The sequence below is a fragment of the Streptomyces sp. NPDC054757 genome, from assembly GCF_053612185.1.
In genome coordinates, this window is the sequence record NZ_JBSHBW010000014.1 from 155326 (window position 1) to 179061 (window position 23736).

14 protein-coding genes are annotated in these 23736 nt (G+C 72.8%); 7 read left to right on the forward strand and 7 right to left on the reverse strand.

The features are described 5' to 3' along the window. Positions 1 to 24: 24 nt before the first annotated feature. Together ACWGKJ_RS18705 and araB are read left to right on the forward strand one after the other, a co-directional pair. Complete coding sequence (locus ACWGKJ_RS18705) at positions 25 to 555, forward strand: GNAT family N-acetyltransferase (RefSeq protein ID WP_385027860.1); 531 nt, start codon at positions 25 to 27, stop codon at positions 553 to 555. Positions 556 to 652: 97 nt separating this feature from the next. After that, positions 653 to 2386 carry a ribulokinase gene (gene araB / locus ACWGKJ_RS18710; protein ID WP_385027857.1) on the forward strand — a complete coding sequence of 578 codons (1734 nt, stop codon included), beginning with the start codon at positions 653 to 655 and terminating at the stop codon, positions 2384 to 2386. A 167-nt stretch (positions 2387 to 2553) separates the two neighbouring features. On the opposite strand, the gene ACWGKJ_RS18715 is transcribed toward araB, so the two are convergent. After that, entirely contained in the window at positions 2554 to 3009 is a 456-nt protein-coding gene (locus ACWGKJ_RS18715; protein WP_385027854.1) for a cyclic nucleotide-binding domain-containing protein, read from the reverse strand. Positions 3010 to 3749: 740 nt separating this feature from the next. On the opposite strand from ACWGKJ_RS18715, the gene ACWGKJ_RS18720 reads away from it, so the two are divergent. The 4 genes from ACWGKJ_RS18720 (at position 3750) to ACWGKJ_RS18735 (ending at position 7442) form a co-directional block, all read left to right on the forward strand. Beyond that, on the forward strand, positions 3750 to 4406 hold the full coding sequence (locus ACWGKJ_RS18720; protein ID WP_385027851.1) for a transglycosylase SLT domain-containing protein: 657 nt from the start codon (positions 3750 to 3752) through the stop codon (positions 4404 to 4406). A gap of 290 nt (positions 4407 to 4696) precedes the next feature. Further along, complete coding sequence (locus ACWGKJ_RS18725) at positions 4697 to 6307, forward strand: alpha/beta fold hydrolase (RefSeq protein WP_385027848.1); 1611 nt, start codon at positions 4697 to 4699, stop codon at positions 6305 to 6307. A 130-nt stretch (positions 6308 to 6437) separates the two neighbouring features. After that, positions 6438 to 6620 carry a CsbD family protein gene (locus ACWGKJ_RS18730; RefSeq protein ID WP_385027845.1) on the forward strand — a complete coding sequence of 61 codons (183 nt, stop codon included), beginning with the start codon at positions 6438 to 6440 and terminating at the stop codon, positions 6618 to 6620. A 180-nt stretch (positions 6621 to 6800) separates the two neighbouring features. Continuing rightward, a complete protein-coding gene (locus ACWGKJ_RS18735; protein ID WP_385029436.1) occupies positions 6801 to 7442 on the forward strand; it encodes a TlpA family protein disulfide reductase in 642 nt (213 codons plus the stop codon). 61 nt (positions 7443 to 7503) lie between these two features. On the opposite strand, the gene ACWGKJ_RS18740 is transcribed toward ACWGKJ_RS18735, so the two are convergent. Together ACWGKJ_RS18740 and ACWGKJ_RS18745 are read right to left on the reverse strand one after the other, a co-directional pair. Next, positions 7504 to 9150, reverse strand: a complete 1647-nt coding sequence (locus tag ACWGKJ_RS18740) for an adenosine deaminase family protein (RefSeq protein WP_385029439.1) — start codon at positions 9148 to 9150, stop codon at positions 7504 to 7506. Positions 9151 to 9245: 95 nt separating this feature from the next. Beyond that, positions 9246 to 10091, reverse strand: coding sequence for a helix-turn-helix domain-containing protein (locus ACWGKJ_RS18745; protein ID WP_385029490.1), 846 nt, complete (start codon positions 10089 to 10091; stop codon positions 9246 to 9248). A gap of 117 nt (positions 10092 to 10208) precedes the next feature. On the opposite strand from ACWGKJ_RS18745, the gene ACWGKJ_RS18750 reads away from it, so the two are divergent. Then, positions 10209 to 10670 carry an ATP-binding protein gene (locus ACWGKJ_RS18750; RefSeq protein WP_385029442.1) on the forward strand — a complete coding sequence of 154 codons (462 nt, stop codon included), beginning with the start codon at positions 10209 to 10211 and terminating at the stop codon, positions 10668 to 10670. A 42-nt stretch (positions 10671 to 10712) separates the two neighbouring features. Here the strand turns inward: ACWGKJ_RS18750 and ACWGKJ_RS18755 are convergent, their stop codons facing one another. The 4 genes from ACWGKJ_RS18755 to ACWGKJ_RS18770 are packed head-to-tail and all read right to left on the reverse strand — an operon-like array spanning position 10713 to position 23285. Continuing rightward, complete coding sequence (locus ACWGKJ_RS18755) at positions 10713 to 11513, reverse strand: ABC transporter permease (RefSeq protein ID WP_385029445.1); 801 nt, start codon at positions 11511 to 11513, stop codon at positions 10713 to 10715. Continuing rightward, positions 11501 to 12559, reverse strand: coding sequence for an ATP-binding cassette domain-containing protein (locus tag ACWGKJ_RS18760; RefSeq protein ID WP_385029447.1), 1059 nt, complete (start codon positions 12557 to 12559; stop codon positions 11501 to 11503). The genes ACWGKJ_RS18755 and ACWGKJ_RS18760 overlap by 13 nt, the downstream gene beginning before the upstream one ends. Before the next feature lie 59 nt (positions 12560 to 12618). Next, on the reverse strand, positions 12619 to 12825 hold the full coding sequence (locus ACWGKJ_RS18765) for an MbtH family protein (protein ID WP_385029450.1): 207 nt from the start codon (positions 12823 to 12825) through the stop codon (positions 12619 to 12621). Beyond that, the gene (locus ACWGKJ_RS18770; protein WP_385029493.1) at positions 12822 to 23285 is read right to left on the reverse strand and encodes an amino acid adenylation domain-containing protein; all 10464 of its coding nucleotides are present in this window, start codon (positions 23283 to 23285) and stop codon (positions 12822 to 12824) included. Before ACWGKJ_RS18770 ends, ACWGKJ_RS18765 begins: the two co-directional genes overlap by 4 nt. Positions 23286 to 23736: the final 451 nt, after the last annotated feature.

Sequence of the window (23736 nt, forward strand, 5' to 3'; positions counted from 1 at the left end):
CCCGTGGCCTGGGACCGTGCCCGGATGAACACCACCCGCACGAGCGCGTCCGCCCCCGTCCGTCTCACGGCAGCGGGGCCGGGCGACAAGTCCGTCCTGGCCCGTCTGCTGCAGCTGTACCTGTACGACTTCTCCGAGTTCCGCCCGGCGGAACTATCCGCCCAGGGCACCTATGAGTACCGGTATTTCGACCACTACTTCACCGGCTCGGCCGACCGGGAGGCATACCTGATCACCGCGGCGGACCGGCTGGCGGGGTTCGCGCTGGCCCGCCGCGATGTGGAGGGGGACGAAGGCACCTGGAACATCAGCGAGTTCTTCGTCGTACGCCGCCACCGCCGCCGGGGTGTCGCACGGGAGGCGGCGCGTCTGCTGTTCCAGCGGCATCCCGGGCCTTGGACCCTCTCCTACCTCTCCGCCAACGCTCCGGCCGCGTCCCTCTGGCCCGCCGTGGCGGACGCGGTGTCGCCCGGGCCGGTGGTCCGTACCGAGGGGCAGCCGTCCGACGACACCACTCTGCTGCGCTTTCACGTCCACCCCGCCCGCGTACGATGATCCGCGGCGAACGGCGCTCCGCGCCCGCGCCGCCGACCGGAACCGGCCGCGCGGGCCGGCCCCTCCTTACGGGCCTTACGGGCAGGAGAAGTGAGTCGTGAGCGCAGCGCCGGGGAGCGGCCGGGACCAGGAGTCGTACGTCGTCGGTGTGGACTTCGGCACCCTGTCGGGCCGGGCGGTGGTGGTCCGCGTACGGGACGGGGCGGAACTGGGCGCGGCCGAACATCCCTACCCGCACGGTGTGCTCGACGAGGCGCTCCCCGGCGGCGGCCCGCGGCTGCCGCCCGAGTGGGCGCTCCAGGTCCCTTCCGACTACATCGGGGTACTGCGCCACGCGGTACCCCGGGCGCTGGAGGCGAGCGGGGTGCCCGCCGAGCGGGTGATCGGCGTGGGGACGGACTTCACCTCGTGCACCATGGTCCCGGTGACATCCGACGGCACCCCGCTCTGCGAGCTGCCGGGGTACGGGGACAGGCCGCACGCGTACGTCAAGCTGTGGAAGCACCACTCGGCCCAGCCGCAGGCAGACCGGATCAGCGCCCTGGCGGCCGAGCGCGCCGAACCATGGCTGGAGCGGTACGGGGGCCGGGTCTCGTCCGAGGGCCAGTTCGCCAAGGGGCTTCAGCTCCTTGAGGAGGATCCGGAGCTGTACGGCCTGACCCGGCACTGGGCCGAGGCGACGGACTGGATCGTCTGGCAGCTCTGCGGCCGCTATGTCCGCAGTGCGTGCGCCGCCGGATACAAGGGTCTGCTGCAGGACGGCGCCCACCCGTCCGACGCGTTCCTCGCCGCGCTCAACCCGGCCTTCCGGGACTTCGTACGCGACAAGGTCGAGCATCCGACCGGGCGGCTCGGGGCCCGCGCGGGAGGTCTGACCGCCCGCGCGGCCGCCTGGACCGGACTGCCCGAGGGGATCGCGGTCTGTGTCGGGAACATCGACGCGCATGTGACCGTGCCGGCGACGGGCGCGGCCGGGGCCGGCCGGATGGTCCTGATCATGGGGACATCGGCCTGCCACATGGTGAGCTCCCCCGAGCCGAGCCCGGTGGTCGGCGTGTCCGGGGTGGTCGACGGCGGCATCGTTCCCGGGCTGTGGGGGTACGAGGCCGGGCAGAGCGGTGTCGGCGACATCTTCGCCTGGTTCCTGCGGACCGCGGTCCCGGAGTCCTGTGTACGGGAGGCGGAGCGGCTGGGCCGTACGCTCCACGGCCATCTGACCCGGCTGGCCGCCGCGCAGGCCGTCGGGGAGCACGGTCTGGTGGCGCTGGACTGGCACAGCGGGAACCGGTCGGTGCTCGCCGACCACGAGCTGAGCGGCCTGGTCGTGGGGCTGACACTGGCCACCCGGCCCGAGGACGTCTACCGCGCCCTGCTGGAGGCGACGGCCTTCGGCACCCGCCGCATCATCGAGGCCTTCGAGGAGGGCGGCGTCCCGGTCACCGGCATCACACTCGCGGGAGGTCTGCTGGAGAACACCTTCCTGAACCAGCTGTACGCCGATGTCACCCGGCGCCCGCTGAGCCTGATCCACTCGTCGCGGGGCCCGGCGCTCGGCTCGGCCATGCATGCCGCGGTGGCCGCCGGCGCGTACGAGGACATCCACGCCGCGGCGTCGGCGATGGGCCGGATCCGCCCGGCCGGGTACGCACCCGATCCGGCGAGGGCGGCGGCGTACGACCTCCTCTACGCGGAGTACGTCCGGCTGCACGACTATTTCGGCCGGGGCGGCAACGATGTGATGCACCGGCTCAGGCGGCTCCGCCACGCCGCGGTGACGGAATCGGCACAGCCCGTGACCGCAGATGCCTCATCCGGGCCGCCGCGCACCTGACCGCTCCCCCTGAGTACTGCGCGTACCGGCCGCTCCCCCTGAGTACTGCGCGTACCGGCCGCTCTCCCTTAGTACCGCACCGCACATACCGGCCGTCCCCTTAGTACTGCGCGCATCGACCACTCCCGCGCGTACCGGCAGCTCCTGCCCGTTCCGGCCGGCCGGTCCTATGCCCCGGTGGCCCCGTGCAGCATGTACTGGTCGAGCAGTTTGGTACGGGCGACCTCAAGGCGGGTGGCGAGGACCTCGGCGACGGAGCGCGCCAGGGCCAGGCCGAGCTCGTGGTCGCTCTCGCACACCTCCCGGGCGGTGACCGCGTCGAATTCGTGCGCCCGGACCGGGCTGAACGCCTCGGCGCCGAAGTGCCACCGGTGCGGCGGGAAGAGCCAGGACCAGCCGAGCAGGTCCCCGACCCCCAGGGTGTCGACCATCACCCTGCCCCGCTGCGGTACATGCAGATCGAGGGCCACGGTGCCGGTGTGGATGATCCAGAACTTGTCCGCGGGCGACTCCTCCTCGAAGATCCTCGCGTCCTGGGGAAAGAAGACGTCCCGGGCCAGGTCCATCAGGCGTTCACGGTGAAATGTGGGAAGTACGGTCATCAGCCGTGTCGTGGAAGTCATCGTGGGAACCTCCTCGCTGAGTGTCCCGCGCGCCACGGCCGCCGTATCACCGGATGGCGGGCGGGGTTCCCTTGATTCGAGGGTATCTCTGGTGGAGCCGTCCGTTCCGGCCCTGAGCCGTCTGCCTCCACGGGCCTCCAGGTCCGTCGCGCGGCGCTGCCGAACCGGGCCCGGACCGCCACCGCACCCAGCAATCCTGCGCAGACACAGCAGAGGCGAGTGCCCAGGCACAGCGCGGCGAGAGCCCAGGCACGGCACGGGCGAGAGCCCAGGCGCCGCAAGGGCGAGGGGCGGGGAGCCCGGGCCCGACTCCGGGAGGCAGCCGTGTACCCACCACAGCGTCCCTGAATCACCACGAGGCCCCTCAACCCTGTGACCCAGACGACTTTTTGGGCATTTTCGGGCACTTCACCAGGTGACACCAGCCACAGGACCTAGGTCACTTACGACCCGTGATAGTCGGCCCTCAACGCCACCCTGCCCCACAGAAGAGCCATGATTTCGGGCATTTCAGCTCATCTCACGATGAGGGGTAGTACAGGGGGTCATTGCCACCGCTGAAGACGGGCGCTAACCATGGTTCCCGGCAAGCACCGAGAACGAGCCTGCGACCCACGCCAGTCGGCGAACGCGGCCAAGACCCTCGGTTCACATCCACTGCGCCGCCGAAGGCCGCACGTCACGTCCCCCACCTGGAAGAGGCCAGCATGCCCCGCATCTCCATGCCCCGAATGCACCGAATGCCCCGCATTTCTGTGCCCCGTACCACTCGTAACCACAAGATCGCCGCCGCCGTCCTCGTGACCGTGGGAGCCAGCACCGCTCTGGCCGCCACCGCCGAGTCGAGCAGCGCCCAGATACCCGCGACGCAGGCGGCCGCCTCGGTCAAGCCGGTCTCCGTCAACGGCCTTCCCGCGAAGGACGCGCCGAAGAAGGACACCGCCAAGAAGGCCGCGGCCAAGCCCGCCAAGAAGAACGACAAGGACGAGAAGTCCACGAAGGCCAAGGCCGCGAAGAAGAAGGCCGCCGTCAAGAAGAGCGCCGCGAAGCACAAGGCCGCCGCGCCCGTGCACTACAAGAACAACCTCGACGGCTGGATCAAGGAATCGCTGGCCATCATGAAGGCCAAGAACATCCCGGGCACCTACGAGGGCCTGCACCGCAACATCATGCGTGAGTCCAGCGGCAACCCGAACGCCGTCAACAACTGGGACATCAACGCCCAGAACGGCATTCCGTCGAAGGGCCTGCTCCAGGTGATCCAGCCCACGTTCAACACGTACCACGTCGCCGGAACCTCCTTCAAGCTGACCGACCCGGTCGCGAACCTGACGGCCGCCGCCAACTACGCGGCTCACCGCTACGGCTCCATCGACAACGTCAACTCGGCGTACTGAGCCGGAGTTACACGGCGTGGAGCGGTCGAGCCCGGGTGAGTGAAAGCCCCCGGCGGCACGGCGGACACGAGCCCGCCGGTGACAGCGGATCCCCAGCGGACCGCGGTCACCGGCGGGCTCGCGCCGTCCCCTTCCCGCACTCTCCGTACCCGGCCGGGGTGCGAGCCGGGACGTGGAAGCCGGGACGGCGGCCGGGACTCCACCCGCCGGGTTGATCGTTCTCACGGGCCGCAGGCCACAGACTCAGCACACAACGGCTCCATCCGTCGTGCTGAAAGGCCTCATGTTCCGTGAATAGCCCCGGCGTCCCCAACGTCGCTGCCGCTGTCGTCGTCCCGCTCCGGCAGCTCACCCGCCGGCCCGCCGCACGGCCACCGCGCGAGAAACCGCACCCCGCCCTGGCCCTGGCCGTCCTCGCTTCCCTCCTGGCCGGGGCGGTCGCCTGCGGCAGCGGCGCCGAACGCCGTACGGCGGGCTCGCCCACCGCGGACACGGCCGGAACCGGAGTGCGCTGGGGCGCCTGCCCGGCCGCGGACACCGGCACGGGCGGCGCCGCCCCGGTCCGGCGTGATCCGCGCCAGCAGTGCACGACCGTCCGCGTACCGCTCGACTACCGCGCCCCCGGCGGACGCCGCCTCACCATCGAGGTGTCGCGGATCCGCTCCGGGGCGCCCCGGCCGAAGTCCCTCATGACGGGGCAGGGCGGCCCCGGCAGCAGCGGGCTCGACCTGCCCTCGCTGGACGTGTCCGCGCTGCCCGCCCGCGTCACCCGGGCCACCGACCTGTACGGGCTCGACTACCGGGGCATCGGCCACAGCGACCCGCTGCACTGCGGCATCGCGCGCGCCGACCGCACAGCGGCCGCCGGTGTCTCCTATCCGGCGGCCGACGGGAGCATCGACGCCAATGTGGCGTGGGCCCGGCGCGTCGCGGGCGCCTGCGCCCGGCACGCGGGAGCGGCCCTGCCCTTCTTCAACACGGTCAACATCGCCCGCGACATCGACCGCGTCCGGACCACCCTCGGGCTGCGCACCCTGTCCTACACCGGAACCTCGTACGGGACCTTCGTCGGCCAGGTCTATGCCTCGCTGTACCCCGCGACATCGGGACGGGTCCTCCTGGACAGCGTCGTCCCGCCGGGCGGGGTGAAGGCGGTCATCCAGAACAAGGGGCGCGGGGTCGAGGACGCCTTCGGCGGCTTCGCGCGGTGGGCCGCGGCCCGGGACGGCGCCTACCACCTGGGAGGCTCGGCGCCTGACGTGCGGCGCACGGTCCTGTCCACCGCCCGGGAGCTGAACGGAACGCCGCTGCCGCTGATGACCGGCCGGGGCCTCACCGGGAACAGCCTGCTGGAGGCCGCGGCGACCCTGCTCGAACAGCGCGACTCCTTCCCGGCGCTCGCGGAGCTGCTCGGTGCGGCCGGCACCGGCTCGATTCCGCCCGACCTCACGTCGAAGCTCCAGACTGGCAGGGTGCTCCCCGACAACTTCTTCAGCGCGCAGGACGCCATCGTCTGCAACGACAGCGTCTGGCCGAAGGGCGTCGCGGGCTACCGGCGGGCGGTCGCCCGCAGCGCGGCGCTGTTCCCGCTGACGGCAGGGTCCCCGGCCAACATCTGGCCGTGCGCCTTCTGGCCGTCGGCCGGCTCCGACCACCCGCCGAAGCCGGTTTCGCGCGGTCCGCACAACATCCTCATGGCGCAGAACACCGAGGATCCCTCGACCCCGCTGAGCGAGGCCCGCCGGACCCTGCGGGCCTTCGGCGGCCGGGCCGCCATGGTCACCGTCGAGGCGACCGGCCACGGTGTGGCCATGGCGAAGGGGTGCGCGGCCGACGCCGTGGCGGACTTCCTGCTGAGCGAGTCACCGGCACGCTCACGGCACTGCCCGGCGGCGCGCTGACACCCGGGGGCGGTGGCTGCGCGGCCGTCGGCGGTGGTCCCGGAGCGCGATTGGGTGCGATATCAGGCGGTACGCGCAGAACGGTCCTACCGTGGGCTGGTCAGCGATCCGCACTGTACGAGGAGCTGTAATGGGCGACGACAACGCCATGGACAAGATGAAGGGCAAGGCCAAGGAGGCCGCCGGGAAGATGACCGGCGACAAGCGCCAGGAGGCCGAGGGCAGGACCGACCAGGCGAAGGGCAAGACCAAGGACACCCTCGGTGACGCGAAGGACCGTGCCGCCGGCGCGAAGGACTCGTTCAAGGACTGACACCCTCGCCTGCCGCGGGCCCCTGCCGGAAGGCCGGGGCCCGCCGGCGTGTGCCCGTGCCTGTGCTTTGCAGGTGCCCGCACCCCCCATCAATCAGCACTCGCGCCCGCGCCCGCGCCCGCCGAACCAACGGGCGGGGTCCGTCAGGGTGGCGCGCGACAGCCATGCGAAAATTTTCACATGATCCCTGTGAGCCCTGCCCCGAGCAGCGCCGCCCTCGGCCACCCCGGCCCCGGCGGCCGCCGCACCGCCCGGCTCGGGGTGGCCGCGGCCGTCTGCGTGTTCGCCCTGGCGGGCTGCAACGTCGTTTCAGGCAAAGGCAGTTCGGACGGGAGCGGACGGGCGGCGGGCAGCAAAGGCTTCACCGCGGTGGCGAAGGCCGACCGCGTCACGGCGCCCCGCCTCACCGGGAAGACCCTGGGTGGCGACACGCTCGATGTGGGTGCCGCGTACCGGGGCAAGGTCGTCGTGCTGAACGTATGGAGTTCCTGGTGCGCCCCGTGCCGCGCCGAGGCCAAGAACCTGGCAGCGGTCTCCCGCCAACTCCGCACCCGTGGCGCCCGGTTCGTCGGGATCAACACCGGCGACCCCTCCACCGGCCCGGCCCTCGCGTTCGAGAAGAGCCGGGGTGTGCCGTATCCGAGTCTGTACGACCCGCAGGGCAGACTGCTGCTGCGCTTTCCGGCCGGCAGCCTCAGCCCCCAGGCCATCCCCTCCACGGTGGTGGTCGACCGCGAGGGAAGGATCGCCGCCCGGGCGTCCGGCGGGGTGAGCGTGGAGCAACTGCACGCGATGGTCGGCCCGTTGCTCTCGGAGAAGTAGCCGGACGGGCCGGTCCGCGGTCAGTCGCGGACCGGCCCGGGCCTGACAGGGACAGGGGTCCCTACGCCTGGTGGCGCGCCTCGAACGCGGCGCGCTCCGTCTCGTCACGCCACTGGAGGGCGGCCTTGGGGCTGGCGTTCAGCAGCTCGCGGCAGCTCCCGGTGAGCCTGCCGGTCCGGGGGTCACTGCCGGCGCAGGCGGCGGTGGGCCGGTGGTCCCCCACGGCTCGCCAGATGCTGCGGCCCTGGATGAAGGCGTACTCCAGTGACGTACGGGCGCTGTCGCGCAGCTGACGGTACGACAGGTGGTGGTCGGTGACGGCCCGAGCGTACTCGGCCGTGATGTCGGTGCCCGAGACGCCCTGGTCGTCGGTGGACAGCGCCACCGGCACACCGGCGGCCAGGTAGCGGTTGACCGGGTGGTCGTCGCCGCAGACTTCGAGGATCTGGCAGTTGCTGGTCAGCGGCACCTCCACCACGATGTGGCGGCGCGCCATGGTCCGCAGCAGCTGCCACGGCCGGTCCTCGCCCATGACGTCCACTCCGTGGCCGATGCGCTCGGTCCCGGCGGTCTCGACGGCGTCGCGTACATGGAACCTGAGGTCGTCGCGGGGGGCCACCTTGCTGGTCAGTTCACCGGCGTGCAGGGTGACATGCGCCGTGCGGTAGACGGAGCGCAGATACCTGATCATGCGCATCTGCAGGTGGTAGTCGCGCAGGGCGATGGGGGCGTCCTCGGCCTGCACCAGGTTCACCCCCACATAGCGCGGGTCCTTCTCGGCCATCTCGAAGCCGGCGAGGAGCTGGGTGAAGACGTACTGCGGATCGGCGGCGCGGCCGACCTGGAAGTCGAAGCGCACCCGCACCCGGCAGGCGGGCTGCGGTTCGGGGGCGTCGCAGCCGAGGGTGGCGCGCTGCTCGGCCATCTCCCGGGCGGTCTCGGCCTTGGCGTCGTCGAGGACCCGGCCCAGCTTGCCGCCCGCGAGCAGGTCCTCCCGCATCCGGCCGAAGTCGCCGGTCCACCGGAGGCCCGCCCCCAGTTGCTGCAGAGCGGGGCCCTGCGGGGTGAACAGCGGTTCCACGTAATCCTGGTGGTTCGCGGCGGCCACCTTCGTCACCTCGGCGACCAGCCGGCCGCGGTGCGATCCTGTGACGGCCTTGAACTTCCCGAAGGTCGCGAAGAAGTGGTCGTGGCCGCTCTCGGCGGGCGTCTCCTTGAAGTCCTCCATGGACCAGGCGTGGATGACGTCCTGCCGGAAGTCGTGGTCGGACACGGCGTCCGCGGCGGGCCGCGTCCCGGGTCCGCACGGCGGGGCGGATGCCGAGAGCGTGGACTCGTCGATGCACAGCCCGTCGTCGGCCGCGAAGCCGATCAGCGCCTCGACGGGTACGGCGCCCGACAGATGGGTGTGCAGGTCCCCGCCCTTCGGCATCGGGCGGAGAAAGGACCTGAGCTGGTCCGGGTTGTCCCTCACCTCGTCGAGGTACCGCTGGGTCGCTGCGGTGGCCGGCCCGTCCTGCCAAGGGCGTTCCACGGCGGGCCTGTTCGCGGGTGCGGCCGCGGACGCGCCGGGCACGGTGGCGGCCAGTACGGCCGTGGCGGCGGCGAGCAGCGCGGCGCCGGCCCGCAGGCCGGAGAGCGACCGGGACCGGCGGGCGGGGGCAGGGTTACGAGAGGAATCGGACCGATAGATCCGGTAGGTGTCCATGCGCAAAGGAATACCGGATCTTGATCCATTTTCCGGTGAGACTCGGTCGATCACACCAGTACGGGTGATACCGGCCGGTCCGGGCCGTTCAGACCTCAGATCCGGAACAGCGCGGACAGCGCGGCGCCCGCGGCCGGCGCCGCGCCGCAGGCGGAGTCGAGGAGCATCCGGTACGCGGAGACCAGCGCGCGGTCATGGGTGACGGCGGCCTCGCCGCCGGGGGCGCCCACGACGGCGTGGTCCGGGATCTCCGGGACGGGAAGCCGGATCAGCTCCAGCGGCGGAGCCCCCGTCAAGGCGTGCGGTCCGGCCCCCAGCGGCATCACCTGGAGGGTGATGTTCGGGCGGCCGACCGCTTGCCGCAGGGAGTCGAGCTGCTCGCGCATGACCTCGGGGGAGCCGACGCAGGTGTGCAGGGCGGCCTCCGGGACCAGCGCCCACAGGACCGCCTCCCGCTCGTGGAAGCGCTCCTGCCGTGCCCGGAGGAACTCCGTACGCCGTGCCCGTACCGCGGGCGGCGCCTGTGGGTGGCGGACCGCCTCGACCGCGGCGGCGTAGGCGGGGGTCCGCAGCAGATCGGGGACGAGGGCGGGGTGCCACATCCGGATCACCCCGGCCGACGACTCGATACCGATGACGTCCCGCTGCCAGGCGGGCAGGACGTCCCGCCAGCGGTGCCACCAGCCGGGTTCGTTCGCCCTGACCAGACTGGCCCTGATCCGCCGGGCGTCCTCCTCCGGGTGGTGGTAGTACTCCAGGAGATCCCTGACCTGCCCGGCGTCCAGAGCGGTCTCCGCCCGCTCGATGCGCCGCACGGTGGCCTCGGAGAGGTCCAGCGCCACGGCCACGGCCGCCAGGCTGCAGCCGGCGCGCTCACGGGCCAGGCGGAGCTGCTCCGCGACCACACGATGCTCCAGGGTGGGGCCTGAGCGGGCTCTCACGGCGTCCATCTCCTTCACGGCTCATTCACGGCGAAACCGGGCAACCGCGGGGTCGCATTCTGCGTGATTCACACTCTGACAGTTGCAGAGTATGCCGAAAGTGTTGATAGTGCATATATGTCTGAATTCGATGGTGATGCCTCTGCCGCGCCCTTCGACGACAGGGACGACTGCGCCTACCGCTGGTCGACGCCGCGCATACCGGAGGGGGTCACCGACTCACGGCAGCGCGTCCGCGACGCCATGCTGGCCTGGGGCGAGCCGGAGGAGCGGACGGAGACCGCCGTCCTGCTGGTCTCCGAACTCGTCACCAACTCCGTCCGCTACTGTGCCCGGTCCGCCACGGTCCGCTGCTGCCTGCGGCGCACCAGCTCCCGGATAAGGATCCAGGTGTGGGACGCGGGCGGGGACGGCATTCCGGCCCAGCGCAGGCCGCCGGTGTGCGAGACCGAGCCGGACGGCGCCGCACCGGCCGGTCTCTCGGAACGGGGCCGTGGTCTGCTCATCGTGACCGCGCTGGCAGCCGCCTGGGGCACCTCGCAGGAGGCGGGCGGGCGGCTGGTCTGGGCCGACGTCTGACCCCCGGCGCAGTCCCCGCCCGCCCCGTCGTCGCGGCCGCCCTCAGCGCACCGTGATCCGGTGGAAGCGCCGCAGTGCCAGGCCCATGAAGACGCCGGTGATCACGCAGGCGCAGAGCAGGGCGTACGGAAGGGCGTGTACGACGGGCCAGGCGCCGTCCGCCCGCAGTCCGCCCGGTGGAGGGTTTCCGAAGAGCAGGCGGACGGCGGTGGCCGTCGCCGACACCGGATTCCACTGCGTGACGGTCCTGAGCGGTCCCGGCATCGTGTCCGTCGGGACGAACGCCGACGAAATGAACGTCACCGGGAAGAGCCAGATCAGCCCGGCACTCTGAGCGACCTCCACACTGCGGGCCATCAGTCCGATGGTGGCGCCGACCCAGGACATGGCGAAGGCGAAGAGCAGCACCAGCAGATAGGCGAGGGCCGCCTCGGCTGCGGAGTTGGCGATGCGCCATCCGACGAGGAGTCCGCAGAGCGAGGTCACGGTGAGCGTGACGACGCTCATGGTCAGATCGGACAGGGTCCGGCCCAGGATCACCGCCATTCTGGGCATCGGCAGCGACCGGAACCGGTCGACGATGCCCTTGTCCATGTCGTGCGCGAGTCCGAGTGCGGTGAACGCCGCGTTGAAGGTGACCGCCTGCGCGAAGATCCCGCCCATCAGGAAGGTCCGGTAGTGCGCGCCCCCGAGGCTCCCGCCGAACACATAGGCCAGGAGCAGCACGAACATCACCGGCTGGACGAGCGCGGCGATCACGGATCCGGGTGTACGGCGCAGGTTGAGCAGATTGCGCCAGGCGATGATGGTGGCGTCGCGCGCCACCCGGTTCACCCCTGCCACGGCTGCCCCTCCCGCGTCTCCCGGCCGGGTCCTCGCCCGGCGGGCACGGCCGTACCCACCGGCTCGGCCGTCGGGGGGCCGCCCCCGGTCCCCCGGGACGGGCCGCCGGTGAGTGCGAGGAAGACGTCGTCGAGGGTGGGTGGCGCCAGTTCCACGTCCCGCACCGTGATCCCGTCGAGCCGCAGACACCCCAGTACGTACTCCAGGGTGTGCGCACCGTGGTCGGTGGTGACCGTGAACCGGCCGGTGCGCCGGTCCAGTTCGGGTTCGTGGGCGCCGAGGGAGCCGAGTATCCCGTACGTCCGCGACCTGGCCTCCGGGTCGGGCACGGTCAGCGCGAGACGCTCGCCGCCCACCCTGGCCTTCAGTTCGGCTGCCGAGCCCCGTGCGATGGCGGTGCCGCGGTCGATGACGACGATGCTGTCGGCCAGCTGATCGGCCTCCTCCAGGTACTGGGTGGTGAGCAGGACGGTGGTGCCGGCGCCGACGAGTTCCCGGATGGACTGCCAGGTGTCGATGCGGCCGCGGGGGTCGAGCCCGGTGGTGGGCTCGTCCAGTACGACCACCGGCGGTCGGGCCACCAGAGCGCCCGCGAGGTCGAGGCGCCGGCGCATTCCGCCGGAGTACGCCCCGCTCAGCTGGTCGGCGGCCTCGTCGAGGCGGAAGCCGGCGAGCAGTTCGGCCGCCCTGCGCCGGGCGGCGGTCCGGCGCATTCCGTAGAGGCGGGCCACCAGGTACAGGTTCTCGCGCCCGGTGAGCTTCTCGTCGACGGCCGCGTACTGGCCCGAGAGCCCGAGCCTGCGGCGCACCCCCTCGGGGTCATGTGCCACGTCGCGGCCGGCGATCCTGGCGTGCCCGGCATCGGGTCGCAGCAGGGTCGACAGGATCCGCACCAGGGTGGTCTTGCCCGCCCCGTTGGGGCCGAGGACGCCGAGTACGGTCCCGGGCCCGGCCTCCAGACCGACACCCCCGAGGGCCTGTTTCGCACCGAATCTCTTGGTGATTCCTTCCGCTTGGATCGCTGGGGACGTCGGCTGGGCCGTCATCGCTGCCTCTCGTCGGGTGAATGGCGGACGCCCGGCATGCCGGGGGCTCCGGTGGCCGGTCAGCCGACGGTGATCCGGGCACTGCGCGGTGTCAGGTCGGTCCAGTTCTGGTCGACGTAGGCGAGGCAGGCTCCGTGGTCGGCCGGCCCGTACACCGCTCCCCACCCGTCGGGTACCGCGGCGAACGAGGGCCACAGTGCGTGCTGTCCCTCGTCGTTGACCACGACGCGGTGCTGGGTCTGCGGGTCGTCGAAGGGGTTGGTCATGACAGTTCTCCTTGTGCGGTGGGGTGAGTGGCGCGCAGGGCCGCGGCCACGGTGGTGCCGATCTGCTCGCGGGCCGCGGGCTGCATCATCCGGGCGTGCGCACACGCCACGTCGTGGTTCTCGATCGGACCGGTGATGTACGGCGCCCAGAGGTCCGTTCCGAAGGTGCCGGCGGGGCGGCCCTCCGCAGCGGTGAAGAAGAGCACGGGGCCGTGGAAGGTACGGGGGGTGTAGACCCGCATCAGCCGCGCCTGGCCTGCGAAGTTGTCCACCATGTGATCGATGGTGGCCGGTTCGAGGGCGCCCAGGGGGCTGCCGGTGCGCCGGAACTCGTCGCGTACGGCCGTGGCGTCCACGGCTGTGTCGCCGCCGGGCGCGGCGCCCTCGACACCGAGGTTGCCCAGCAGCGCGCGGAAGACCGTGTCCCGGTCGGCGCTGTCCAGGTTGTCGAGCGGGGCGACCGGGAACGCGTCGAGGAGAGCGAGCAGGGCGACCCGCTCCCCCGCCTCCTGGAGCTGGACGGCGACCTCCTGGACGACATTGCCTCCGAAGGACCAGCCGAGCAGGTGGTAGGGGCCGTGCGGCTGGACCGTCCGCAGCTCCGCCACGTAGACGGCGGCCATGGCCTCGATGCTGTCGGGGAAGGGGGCCCCGCCGTCCAGGTTCGGCGACTGGAGTCCGTAGAGCGGCCGGCCCTCGTCCAGATGCGGCAGCAGACCGGCGTACGACCAGGCGAGGCCGCCCGCGGGATGGACGCAGAACAGCGGGGGGAGACCGCCTGCCGTGCGCAGCGGCAGCAGCGTCGTCAGCGGGCTGTCGGCCGCGCCGTCGAGCCGCTCGGCGAGCCCGGCCGGGGTCGGAGCCTCGAACAGCGCCCGGATGCCCAGCTCCACGCCGAGTGCCGTACGGATACGGCCGATGAGGCGGGTGGCCAGCAGGGAGTGGCCGCCGAGTGCGAAGAAGTCGTCATCGGTCAGCACCTGGTCGGTTCCGAGGACTTCGGCGAAGAGCTGGCAGAGCACGTCCTCCCGGGGGGTGCGCGGAACCCGGCCGGTCCCGGCGTCCCGGGTGCGCGGTGCGGGCGGTGGCAGCGCGGCCCGGTCGAGCTTGCCGCTCGGGGTCAGCGGCAGCCGCTCCAGCGTGAGCCAGCTGGACGGGACCATGTACGCGGGCAGTTGGCGTGCCGCGTGGTCGCGAAGCCCGGCGGAGCCGGCCGGTGCGTCGCTGTCCGCGGGCACAATGTAGGCGGCCAGCGCGGCCTCCGCACCGCTCCCGTGCACGGTGACCGCCGCCGCCTCGACCTGCGGGTGCGTCGCGAGTACGGCGGCGATCCCGTCCGGTTCGACCCGGAAGCCGCGGACCTTGGCCTGGTGGTCGGCGCGCCCGGTGAACTCCAGCTCGTCGTCCCGGGTACGGCGTGCCCGGTCGCCGGTGCGGTACATCCGGCTGCCGGGCGGCCCGTACGGGTCGGGCAGAAAGCTGCGGGCGGTCTCCGCCGGGCGGCCCAGGTATCCGAGCGCGAGGCTGTCACCGGCGAGATAGAGGTCGCCTGTGGTCCCGGTGGGTGCGGGGCGCAGCGCGTCGTCCAGGACGTGGACGCGGGTACCGGTCACCGGGGCGCCGAGTACCGGCCGGGCCGCCGCCAGAGGGGTCTCCAGGGTGTCGACGGTGGCCTCGGTGGGCCCGTAGAAATTCCAGCTCTGCGTTCCGGGGACGTCGCGCAGCTCGCTCCACAGTCCCTGCGGCACGGCTTCGCCGCCGAGGATCAGCACGGCCGGGTGGTGCTCCCCCACGGCGAGCAGCCCGCTGTCCAGGAGCTGCCGGGTGTGGGTCGGCGTGGTCTCCAGGACGTCGATCCGCTCCTCGCGTACCCGGGCGACCAGGGCTTCGGGGTCGCGCCGGGTGAGGTCGTCCACGAGGTGCAGGCGGTGACCGGCGAACATCCAGAGGACCGGGTCCCAGGCGGCGTCGAAGGAGAGCGTCGCGGTGAGCGCGGCGGTCAGACGCGCCCGGCCCGCGGTGCGCGCCGCGGGTGCGAAGACATGGTCACGGTGGTGTTCCAGGAGGCGGGCGAGGGAGCGGTGGGCGACGAGTACGCCCTTGGGCCGTCCGGTCGAACCCGAGGTGTGGATCAGATAGGCGGGGTCGTCCGGGGCGGGACGGTGCGCGGGGCCCGGGGCGGGGAGTGCCAAGGTACGCGCCGACCGGTCGCTGTCGAGGACCGTCCGGTGCCACTGCCCGGGTATCCGCTCCGCGGTGCCGGCCACCGTGACGACGGTGCGCGGCCGGGTGTCGTCGAGGATCGCGGTGATCCGCCCCGCGGGCAGGCTCGCGTCGACCGGCGCGTGCACGCCGCCGGCCTTGAGTACGCCGACGAGCGTGGCGATGGAGTCGGTGCAGCGCGGCAGCAGGACGGCGACCGGGTCGCCCGGCCGTACCCCGCTCTCGGTGAGGAGGGCCGCGATCCGGTCGGAGCGGGAGTCGAGTCCGGTGAAGGAGAGACTGCCGTCGGGGGCGGTGACAGCGATGTCGCCGGTGCGTGCGGTGGCGACGGTCCGGGCGAACCGGTCGAGTACGGTGCCGGCCGGGCAGGGAGCGGGCCGCCCCTCGCCCAGGGCGAGCAGACGGGTCTGCTCGGCGGCGGGGATCAGGGCGAGGTCCCGGATGGGGGTGTCCGGCGCGGCGGCGGCGCCGTCCACGAGCCGGCCGAACCGGTCGGCCAGGTCACGGGCGGTCGCGGTGTCGAAGAGGTCCCGGCTGAACTCCAGCGTCCCTTCGAGCCGGTGTGCGCCCCCTTCTTCGTGCTGCTCGGTCAGGCTCAGGGAGAGGTCGAACTTGGCTCCCCCGGTGCCGACTCCGCTCATCTCCGCCTGGAGACCGGGCAGTTCCAGCCGGGGCCGCACGGTGTTGTTGAGGGTGAGCATGACCTGGAAGAGCGGGTGCCTGCTGAGTGAGCGGTCGGGCCTGAGTTCCTCCACGAGCCGTTCGAAGGGGAGGTCCTGGTGGGCGTAGGCCGCCAGGTCCGTCTCGCGCACCCGGCCCAGCAGCTCCCGGAACGTGGGTGCGCCGTCGGTGCGGACCCGCAGGGCGAGGGTGTTGACGAAGAATCCGACGAGTCCGTCGAGTTCCTCGTCGGTGCGCCCGGCGACCGGCGTCCCCACTGTGATGTCGTCGCCGGCGCCGGACCGGTGCAGCAGGACGGTCAGTGCCGTGTGCAGCACCATGAAGGTGCTGGTGGCCGAGGAGCGGGCGAGCCGGGAGACCGCCTCGGTGGTCTCCGGCGAGAGCCGCAGTGCGACGGTCCCGCCCCGGCCGCTCGGGTGCACCGGGCGCGGACGGTCGGCCGGCAGCGCGGTCTCGGCCGGTGCCGATGCGAGCTGCCCCCGCCAGTGGGCGAGCTGGCGGGCGGCGAGGCTGTCGGACTCCTCGGCGGCGCCCAGGACGGCGCGCTGCCACAGGGCGTAGTCGGCGTACTGCACGGGCAGTGGTGTCCAGGCCGGTGTGCGGCCCGCTACCCGGGCGCTGTAGGCACCGGCCAGATCCTGGGCGAGCGGGCCCATCGACCAGCCGTCCGCCGCGATGTGGTGGGCCGTCAGGAGCAGCACGTGCTGGTCGTCGGCGAGCGCGAACAGCTCGGCTCGCAGGGGCAGTTCACGGGCGAGGTCGAAGCTGCGGACGGCGGATGCCCGGAGCGCTTCGGTGAGCCCGGACGGGGTGGCCGCTGTCACGGGGAGTTCGGGGCGGGCGCCGCCGGGGGCGAGTACGGTCTGGTGGGGATCGCCGCCGGACTCCTGGATGAGAGTGCGCAGGCTCTCGTGCCGGGCCACGACGTCGGCCAGCGCACAGCGCAGGGCGTCGCGGTCGAGTGTTCCGGTCAGCCGTACGGCGACGGGGATGTGGTAGGAGGCGTCGTCGGGGTCCATCCGGTGCAGGAACCACAGGCGCTGCTGGGCGGGTGAGAGCGGCAGCCGGTCGGGGCGGGCCGTCCTGCGCAGCGCGGGCCGTGCGGCGCCCGCCTCGCCGAGCCGTTCGGCCAGTGCCGCGGGGGTGGTCGCCTCGAAGAGTGTACGGACGGGCAGTTCGGTGCCGAAGGCGGACCGGATCCGGCCGACGAGGCGGGTGGCCAGCAGGGAGTGGCCGCCGAGGTCGAAGAAGTCGGCCGTGCGGGCGACCCGGGGGTGTCCGAGGGTCTCGGCGAACAGGGCGCACAGGATCTCCTCCTGAGCCGAGCGCGGCGGGTCGTCCGTCCCGTCGCTCTCGGCCGCTCCGGCCGGCAGGGCGTCGAAGTCGACCTTGCCGTGCACGGTCAGTGGCAGCCCGGGTACGGGGACGACCGACGAGGGCACCATGTACGCGGGGAGCCGCCCGGCCACGAAGGCGCGCAGGGCGCGCGGGGAGAGGTCCTGCCCGTCGCAGGGGACGGCCCATGCCACGAGCCGGGCCGCGCCGGACGCGTCGGGCCGTACGGCCACGGCGGCCTGGACCACTCCGGCGTGCCGAAGGAGCGCCGCCTCGACCTCCCCGGTCTCGATACGGAAGCCCCGGACCTTGACCTGGCCGTCGGCCCGGCCGGCGTACTCCAGATGTCCGGCGCGGCGGCGCACCAGGTCGCCGGTCCGGTACATCCGCGCCCCGGGGCCGCCGAAGGGGTCCGGCAGGAAGCGCGCGGCCGTGGCCGACGCCCGGTTCTCATATCCGCGGGCGAGCCCGGCACCGGTCAGATAGAGCTCACCGGTGACGCCCGGGGCGACGGGACGCAGCCGGGCGTCGAGCAGCCTGGCGCGCATCCGGTCCACCGGCCGGCCGATGTGCGGCCGGGTCCCGGCGGTGATCGGTCCCATGACGCTGTCCACGGTGGCCTCGGTGGGCCCGTACAGGTTCCACACGGCGACGTCGTCCAGCGCTCCGAGTTCGTTCCAGAGTGCTTCGTTGACCGCTTCGCCGCCGAGGGCGAGCACCCGCGGGCGGGGGCGGCCGGGTGCGAACAGGCCGCAGGAGCGGAGCTGTTCGAGGAAGGACGGGGTGGTCTCCAGGACGTCGATGGCGTTGCTGTGCAGATGGGCGGTGAGCGCCTCGGGGTCGCGCCGCGTCGCGTCGTCCACCAGGTGGAGTTCATGACCGGCGATCATCCACAGCAGCGGGTCCCAGGAGGCGTCGAACGTGGTGGCCGCGGTGAGCGCGACCCGCAGCGCGAGCCCGTTGTTGGCCCGCTCCGCCGGTCCGATCAGCCGTTCCTGATGGCTGGCGAGCAGGCTGGCGAGTGAACGGTGCTCGACGACCACGCCCTTGGGGCGGCCGGTGGATCCCGAGGTGTACAGCACGTACGCCGCGTCGCAGGGCCGGGGCGGCTGCGGCGCCGGGCCGGCCGTGGCGGGTCGCGGGGCTCCGTCACCGATGAGGAGCCTGCGGTGTCCGGTCTCGGGGAGCGCGTCGGTCGTGCGGCCGGTCGTCAGTACGAGTGCGGGGGCGGCGGTGTCGAGGATGAGCCGGTTGCGGGCGTGCGGGTGCGAGGGGTCGAGCGGCACGAAGACGGCTCCGGCGCGCAGCACACCGAGCAGCGCCACGATGTGCAGCGAGGTACGCGGCAGTGCGACGGCGACCCGGTCGCCGTGCCGGACCCCCGACTCGTGCAGCAGCAGGGCCAGTTGCTCCGTACGGTCGTGGAGGTCACCGAAGGTGAGGGCGCCGCCGCCGTCCACCAGAGCTGTGCGGCCGGGGGTGACGACGGCCCGGGTGGTGAGGACGTCCACCACCGTGCCGATCGGGTCGACGGGTTCGGCGGCTTGGCCCCGCGCGGGGGCCGGGGTGTCCGCGGGGCCGCCGACCGCGGCCGTGTACTCGGCGGCCGTCAGGAAGTCGGCGTCGGTGACGGGCCGGTCCGGGTGGCGCAGCAGGGCGGCCAGGAGGCGCGCGTAGTGGTCGGCGAAGCGTTCGGCGCTCGTACGGTCGAAGAGGTCCTCGCTGTACTCCAGTTCACCGGTGATCCCCGCGGGTGTCCCTGCGGTGTCATGGTGTTCGGCCAGGTCCCAGGTCAGGTCGAACTTCGCGCCGGTGCGTCCGGCCGCCGGGTCGTGCTCGGCCCTGAGATCCGGCAGGGAGACGGTCGGAGCGGGTGCGTTGTTGAGGCTGATCATGACCTGGAAGAGCGGGTGCTGTGCCGGGCTGCGCGACGGGTTGAGCGCTTCGACCAGCCGGTCGAAGGGGAGCTCCTGGTGGGCGTAGGCGTCCAGGTCGGCGCTTCTGGTGCGGTTCAGCAGTTCACGGAAGCCGGGCGCCCCCGAGGTGTCCGTACGCAGCACGAGGGTGTTGACGAAGAAGCCGACGAGCCCGGTGAGGCTCTCATCGGTGCGCCCGGCGACCGGGGTGCCCACAGCGATGTCGTCCCCGGCGCCCAGCCTGGTCATCAGGGCGGCGAGCGCGGTGTGCAGCACCATGAAGGTGCTCGCGCCCTCCCGCGCCGCGAGTTCGGTGAGGGCCCGGTGGGTGGCCGCGCCGATCCGCAGCGGGACGGTGGCGCCCCGGCCCGAAGAGTGCGCCGGGCGGGGCCGGTCGGCCGGGAAGGAGATCCCGGCGGGCAGCCCGGTGAGCGCCGCGGTCCAGTGCTCCAGCTGTCTTCCGGCCAGGCTGCGCGGGTCGGCGGGGTCGCCGAGCAGTGCGCGCTGCCAGAGCGCGTAGTCGGCGTACTGCACCGGCAGCGGCGCCCAGTCGGGCTCCACACCGTCGCGGCGTGCCGCGTAGGCGTCCGAGAGATCACCGAGCAGCGGGCCCATCGACCAGCCGTCGGCGGCTATGTGATGCAGAGTCAGGACCAGCAGATGGCAGTCGGGGCCGGTGACGGTCAGCTCCGCGCGCAGCGGGAGGTCCCGGTCCAGGACGAACTCGGCCGGGCCGGTGATGTCCTGCCCGAGGCCGTCCTGCCCGAGGCCGTCCTGCCCGAGGCCGTCCTGCCCGGTGCTGTCTCGTCCGGTGCTGTCTCGTCCGGTGCTGTCTCGTCCGGTGCTGTCTTCTCGTCCGGTGCCGCCGTCCGGGGCCCACAGCGGTACCCGGATGTCCTCCGGTGCGAGGACCCGCTGGTGGGGGCCTTCCGCGTCCTCGGCGAATACGGTGCGCAGGCTCTCGTGCCGCCGCACCACGTCGTCCAGTGCGTGGGCCAGTGCCTGCCGGTCGAGCGGTCCGGTCAGCCGCAGCGCGACCGGCAGGTGGTAGGCGCGACTGCCTCCGCCCATCCGGTCGAGGAGCCACAGCCGCTGCTGGGCGAAGGAGAGCGGGATCCGTTCCGGGCGCGGCACCGCGGGCGTCACGGCGGGCCGTGCCCCGTGGGCGCTGTCCAGCAGCGCGGCAAGACCTGCCGGGGTGGGTGCTTCGAACAGTGCGCGGATCGGGAGCTCGACGCCGAAGTGCGCACGCACCCGGCTCACCAGCCGGGTCGCCAGCAGCGAGTGGCCGCCCAGTGCGAAGAAGTTGTCGTCCCGGCCGGCTCTGGGCAGTTCCAGGCACTCCGCGAAGAGCCCGCACATCGCGGCCTCGTCGGGGGTGCGCGGTTCGCCTCCCGCCCGGGGCGCCAGGGGTGCGGCGTGCGGGAGCGCGGCCGTGTCCAGCTTGCCGTTCGGGGTCAGCGGCAGCCGTTCCACGGCCGCGTACGCGGTGGGCACCATGTGCTCGGGCAGCGTGTCCGCGAGGGCGTCGCGTATGTCCGGGAACACCGGCGCGGGCCCCGTGCGGCTCACCAGATAGGCGGCGAGCCGCTCCACTCCCCCGTCCGCAGGGGCGGCGAGCGTCACCGCGGCTTCGTCGACGCCCGGCAGCGAGCGCAGCGCGGACTCGATCTCGCCGGTCTCGACGCGGTACCCCCGTACCTTGATCTGCTGGTCGCTGCGGCCTGCGAACTCCAGGGTGCCGTCGTCGCTCCAGTTCGCGAGGTCTCCGGTGCGGTACATCCGGCTGCCTGGCGCGCCGAACGGGTCGGGCAGGAACCGGTCCGCCGTCAGGCCCGGCCGGCCCGAGTAGCCGCGGGCTACGCCCTCACCCGCGAGGTAGAGCTCACCGGTCGCCCCGACGGGCAGCGGGTGGAGCGCCGAGTCCAGGACATAGGCACGCGCACCGGAGACCGGCCGGCCGATCGCCGGGGTCCCGCCGGAGATCCGGGTGGTGACCGCGTCGACCGTGGTCTCGGTGGGTCCGTAGAAATTGAAGACCAACAGGTCCTGGTGGTCGGCGAGTCGGCTCCACAGCGCGTCGTCGACCGCTTCCCCGCCGAGCGCGATCACCCGGGGGTGGTGTACGGGAGAGCCGAGCAGCCCGGCCGTGATCATCTGACGGAGGTAGCTGGGCGTGGTCTCGATGGCGTCGATGCGCCGTTCCACCAGGAACGCGACGAGCGCCTCCGGGTCCCTGCGGGTGTCGTCGTCCACGATGTGCAGTTCGTGTCCGGCCAGCATCCACAGGACCGGGTCCCAGGAGGCGTCGAACGAGGTGGCCGCCGTGAGGGCGACCCGCAGCCGCCGCCCGAGCGCCCGCTCCGCCAGCGTATGGGCCTCTCTGCGGTGGTGCGCCAGCAGGTTGCTCAGGGAACGGTGCTCGACGACCACGCCTTTGGGGCGGCCCGTGGAACCCGAGGTGTAGATGACGTAGGCGGCATCGCGGGGACCGGGCCGGGTGGAACCGGCCGGGGCGGCCGGTGAAGTGGCCGGTCCCGCGGCGTCCGGCTCGACCAGCGGCAGTCCGCCGGCCGGGTCGGTGCGGGCCGCCGACCCATGGGTCGCGACCAGCGCGACCGGCCGGGAGTCCTCGATCATGTAGGCGAGCCGGTCGGCCGGATAGGTGGGGTCGAGCGGCAGGTAGGCGGCGCCCGTCCGCATGACGGCGAGCATCGCGACCACCAGGTCGGCCGAGCGGGGCAGTCCGACCGCGACCCGGGTGCCCGGTCCTGCGCCGTTCTCCGCCAGCCGGGCGGCGAGGGCGTTCACCCGCGCGTCGAGTGCGCCGAAGGTCAGCCGCACGGCGCCGGACACCAGGGCGGTGTCCTGCGGGTGTTCGCGGGCGCGGGCGGCGAACTGCTCGGGCAGCGTTCCGGTGGCGGGAGCGGCGGCCGGTACGGTGCCGCTCTCCCCCGCCGTGCCCGCGTCCCCGGAGCCCAGGCCGATGAGGCGGCGCTGTTCCGTGTCGCCGACGGTCCGCAGCGAGCCGATCTGCCGCCCGGGGTCATCGGTGAAGCGCCCGACCAGGCGCAGGAGGCGGTCGTGGTGGTTCTCCAGTTCCCGCTGGGTGTGCAGGCGCGGATTGCCCAGCAGGTCGATGCGGAGTCCGCCGCCCCCGTACGAGGCGTGCACGGCCACCACCATGTCGTCGACCGGGCCGACGGAGAGGTTGTGCAGGGTGGCCGTGTGCGGTCCGAAGCGGAGGGTGTCGTCGAAGGCGAGCACATTGACCGAGGGGCCGGTCAGACGGCCGCCTCCGGCGGCGAGCCCCCGGTCGTTGCGGAGATCCTCGGCGGGGTACCGCTGGTGTCTCAGCACGGCGCGGGCCTGGGCCGACGCCCGCTTCGCCACGTCGCTCACCCGGTCGGACGGGGACACCGGAAGCCGCAGAGGCAGGATGTTGGAGAGCATGCCGGGCGTTGTACGGGACACGGAGGTCCGGCGCCCGGTGACCGGCAGCCCGATGACGACCTCGGGCACACCCCGGCTGCGCTGCAGGTAGGCGGCCACGGCCGCCATGACGAAGGCGGGCCAGGCGACACCGGAGGCGCGGGCGGCCGCGCGCAGCCGTTCGGCACCGTCCCGGTCGATCTCGCCGCTCGCCGCCAGGAATCCGCGCCCGGGGGCGCCGGCCTCCTCCCCGGCGATCCCCACGGCTGCGGGCGCCCCGTCGAGGTAACGCGCCCAGAACTCCTTGTCGGCGGCGCGCAGTTGAGACGTCTCGTAGGCCCGGTCCGCGTCGACGAGCGGTCCCAGCGGCGCGGGCAGCGACGCGACGGGCTCCGCGTCCGGCGCGGTCATCTGCGTGTAGGCGTCGGCGATACGGCCCAGCGCGAGCACCGCGCTGTAGCCGTCGAGGGCGAGGTGGTGCACCTGCTGGTGGAAGAAGTGCAGGTCGTCGGCGAGCCGGTAGAGCGTCATCCGTACCAGCGGCCCCACGGCCGGGTCGGCCGCGGTCGCGAGATCGGTGGCCATCAGACGCCGCGCCGCACCTTCCGGATCCTGATGGCCCGACAGATCGACGAGCGGGACCGTGATGCCGCTGTCCGGGCTGACCCGCTGGTACGGGATGCCGTCGTGCTCGCCGAAGGTGAGCCGCATCGCCTCCGTCTCCCCGGCCACATGCCGGACCGCTTCCCTGAGCAGCGCGAGATCGACCCGGCCGGGGATGACCGCGTACTCGGCCACGTTGTACGACGGGTTGCCCGGGTCGAGTTTCTGCGCGAACCAGAGCCCCCGCTGAGCGGCGGTCAGCGGGAGCACCGCTCCACGGCCGTCAGCAAGGCTGTTGTCGGCACCACCGTCGTCGGCACGCTTGCTGTCGGCACCGCCGTCGGCGGCATGGCTGTCGTGGGTCTGTGCGTGGGTCACGCGGAACTCACCTCGGAGCTGGGGACGGCCGGACGGCTGACGGGGGGTTGCAGCCGTCGGCCGGAGAAGGGGAACGGGCGGTAGCGGGCTCACCGGGCAGGGCGGTCCGAGGGGTGCGCGGTCATCGCGACCGACTCCGAACGGGTCGCCGCCGGGCCTTCCTCCGGGCCGGTCCTCCGGCCCCTTCACGACGAACCACAGCTGCTGCCTCCAATGCCGACACCGCCTCAGATGCGCTGTCAACCAACGGTTCGGAGCTGAGGATGCTATGGACTGCCGCTGTGTCTTAGCTCACATTTTCAGATCATCAAGCGGGTTAATCGGATCTTTTCCCCACCGGCGG

What these genes read in the sequence shown, in the direction of transcription:
- ACWGKJ_RS18705 (WP_385027860.1), top strand. Translation starts at nt 25, where the DNA reads ATGAACACCACCCGCACGAGCGCGTCCGCCCCCGTCCGTCTCACGGCA.
- ACWGKJ_RS18715 (WP_385027854.1), bottom strand. Translation starts at nt 3,009, where the DNA reads ATGACTTCCACGACACGGCTGATGACCGTACTTCCCACATTTCACCGT.
- ACWGKJ_RS18720 (WP_385027851.1), top strand. Translation starts at nt 3,750, where the DNA reads ATGCCCCGCATTTCTGTGCCCCGTACCACTCGTAACCACAAGATCGCC.
- ACWGKJ_RS18730 (WP_385027845.1), top strand. Translation starts at nt 6,438, where the DNA reads ATGGGCGACGACAACGCCATGGACAAGATGAAGGGCAAGGCCAAGGAG.
- ACWGKJ_RS18735 (WP_385029436.1), top strand. Translation starts at nt 6,801, where the DNA reads ATGATCCCTGTGAGCCCTGCCCCGAGCAGCGCCGCCCTCGGCCACCCC.
- ACWGKJ_RS18740 (WP_385029439.1), bottom strand. Translation starts at nt 9,150, where the DNA reads ATGGACACCTACCGGATCTATCGGTCCGATTCCTCTCGTAACCCTGCC.
- ACWGKJ_RS18750 (WP_385029442.1), top strand. Translation starts at nt 10,209, where the DNA reads ATGTCTGAATTCGATGGTGATGCCTCTGCCGCGCCCTTCGACGACAGG.
- ACWGKJ_RS18760 (WP_385029447.1), bottom strand. Translation starts at nt 12,559, where the DNA reads ATGACGGCCCAGCCGACGTCCCCAGCGATCCAAGCGGAAGGAATCACC.
- ACWGKJ_RS18765 (WP_385029450.1), bottom strand. Translation starts at nt 12,825, where the DNA reads ATGACCAACCCCTTCGACGACCCGCAGACCCAGCACCGCGTCGTGGTC.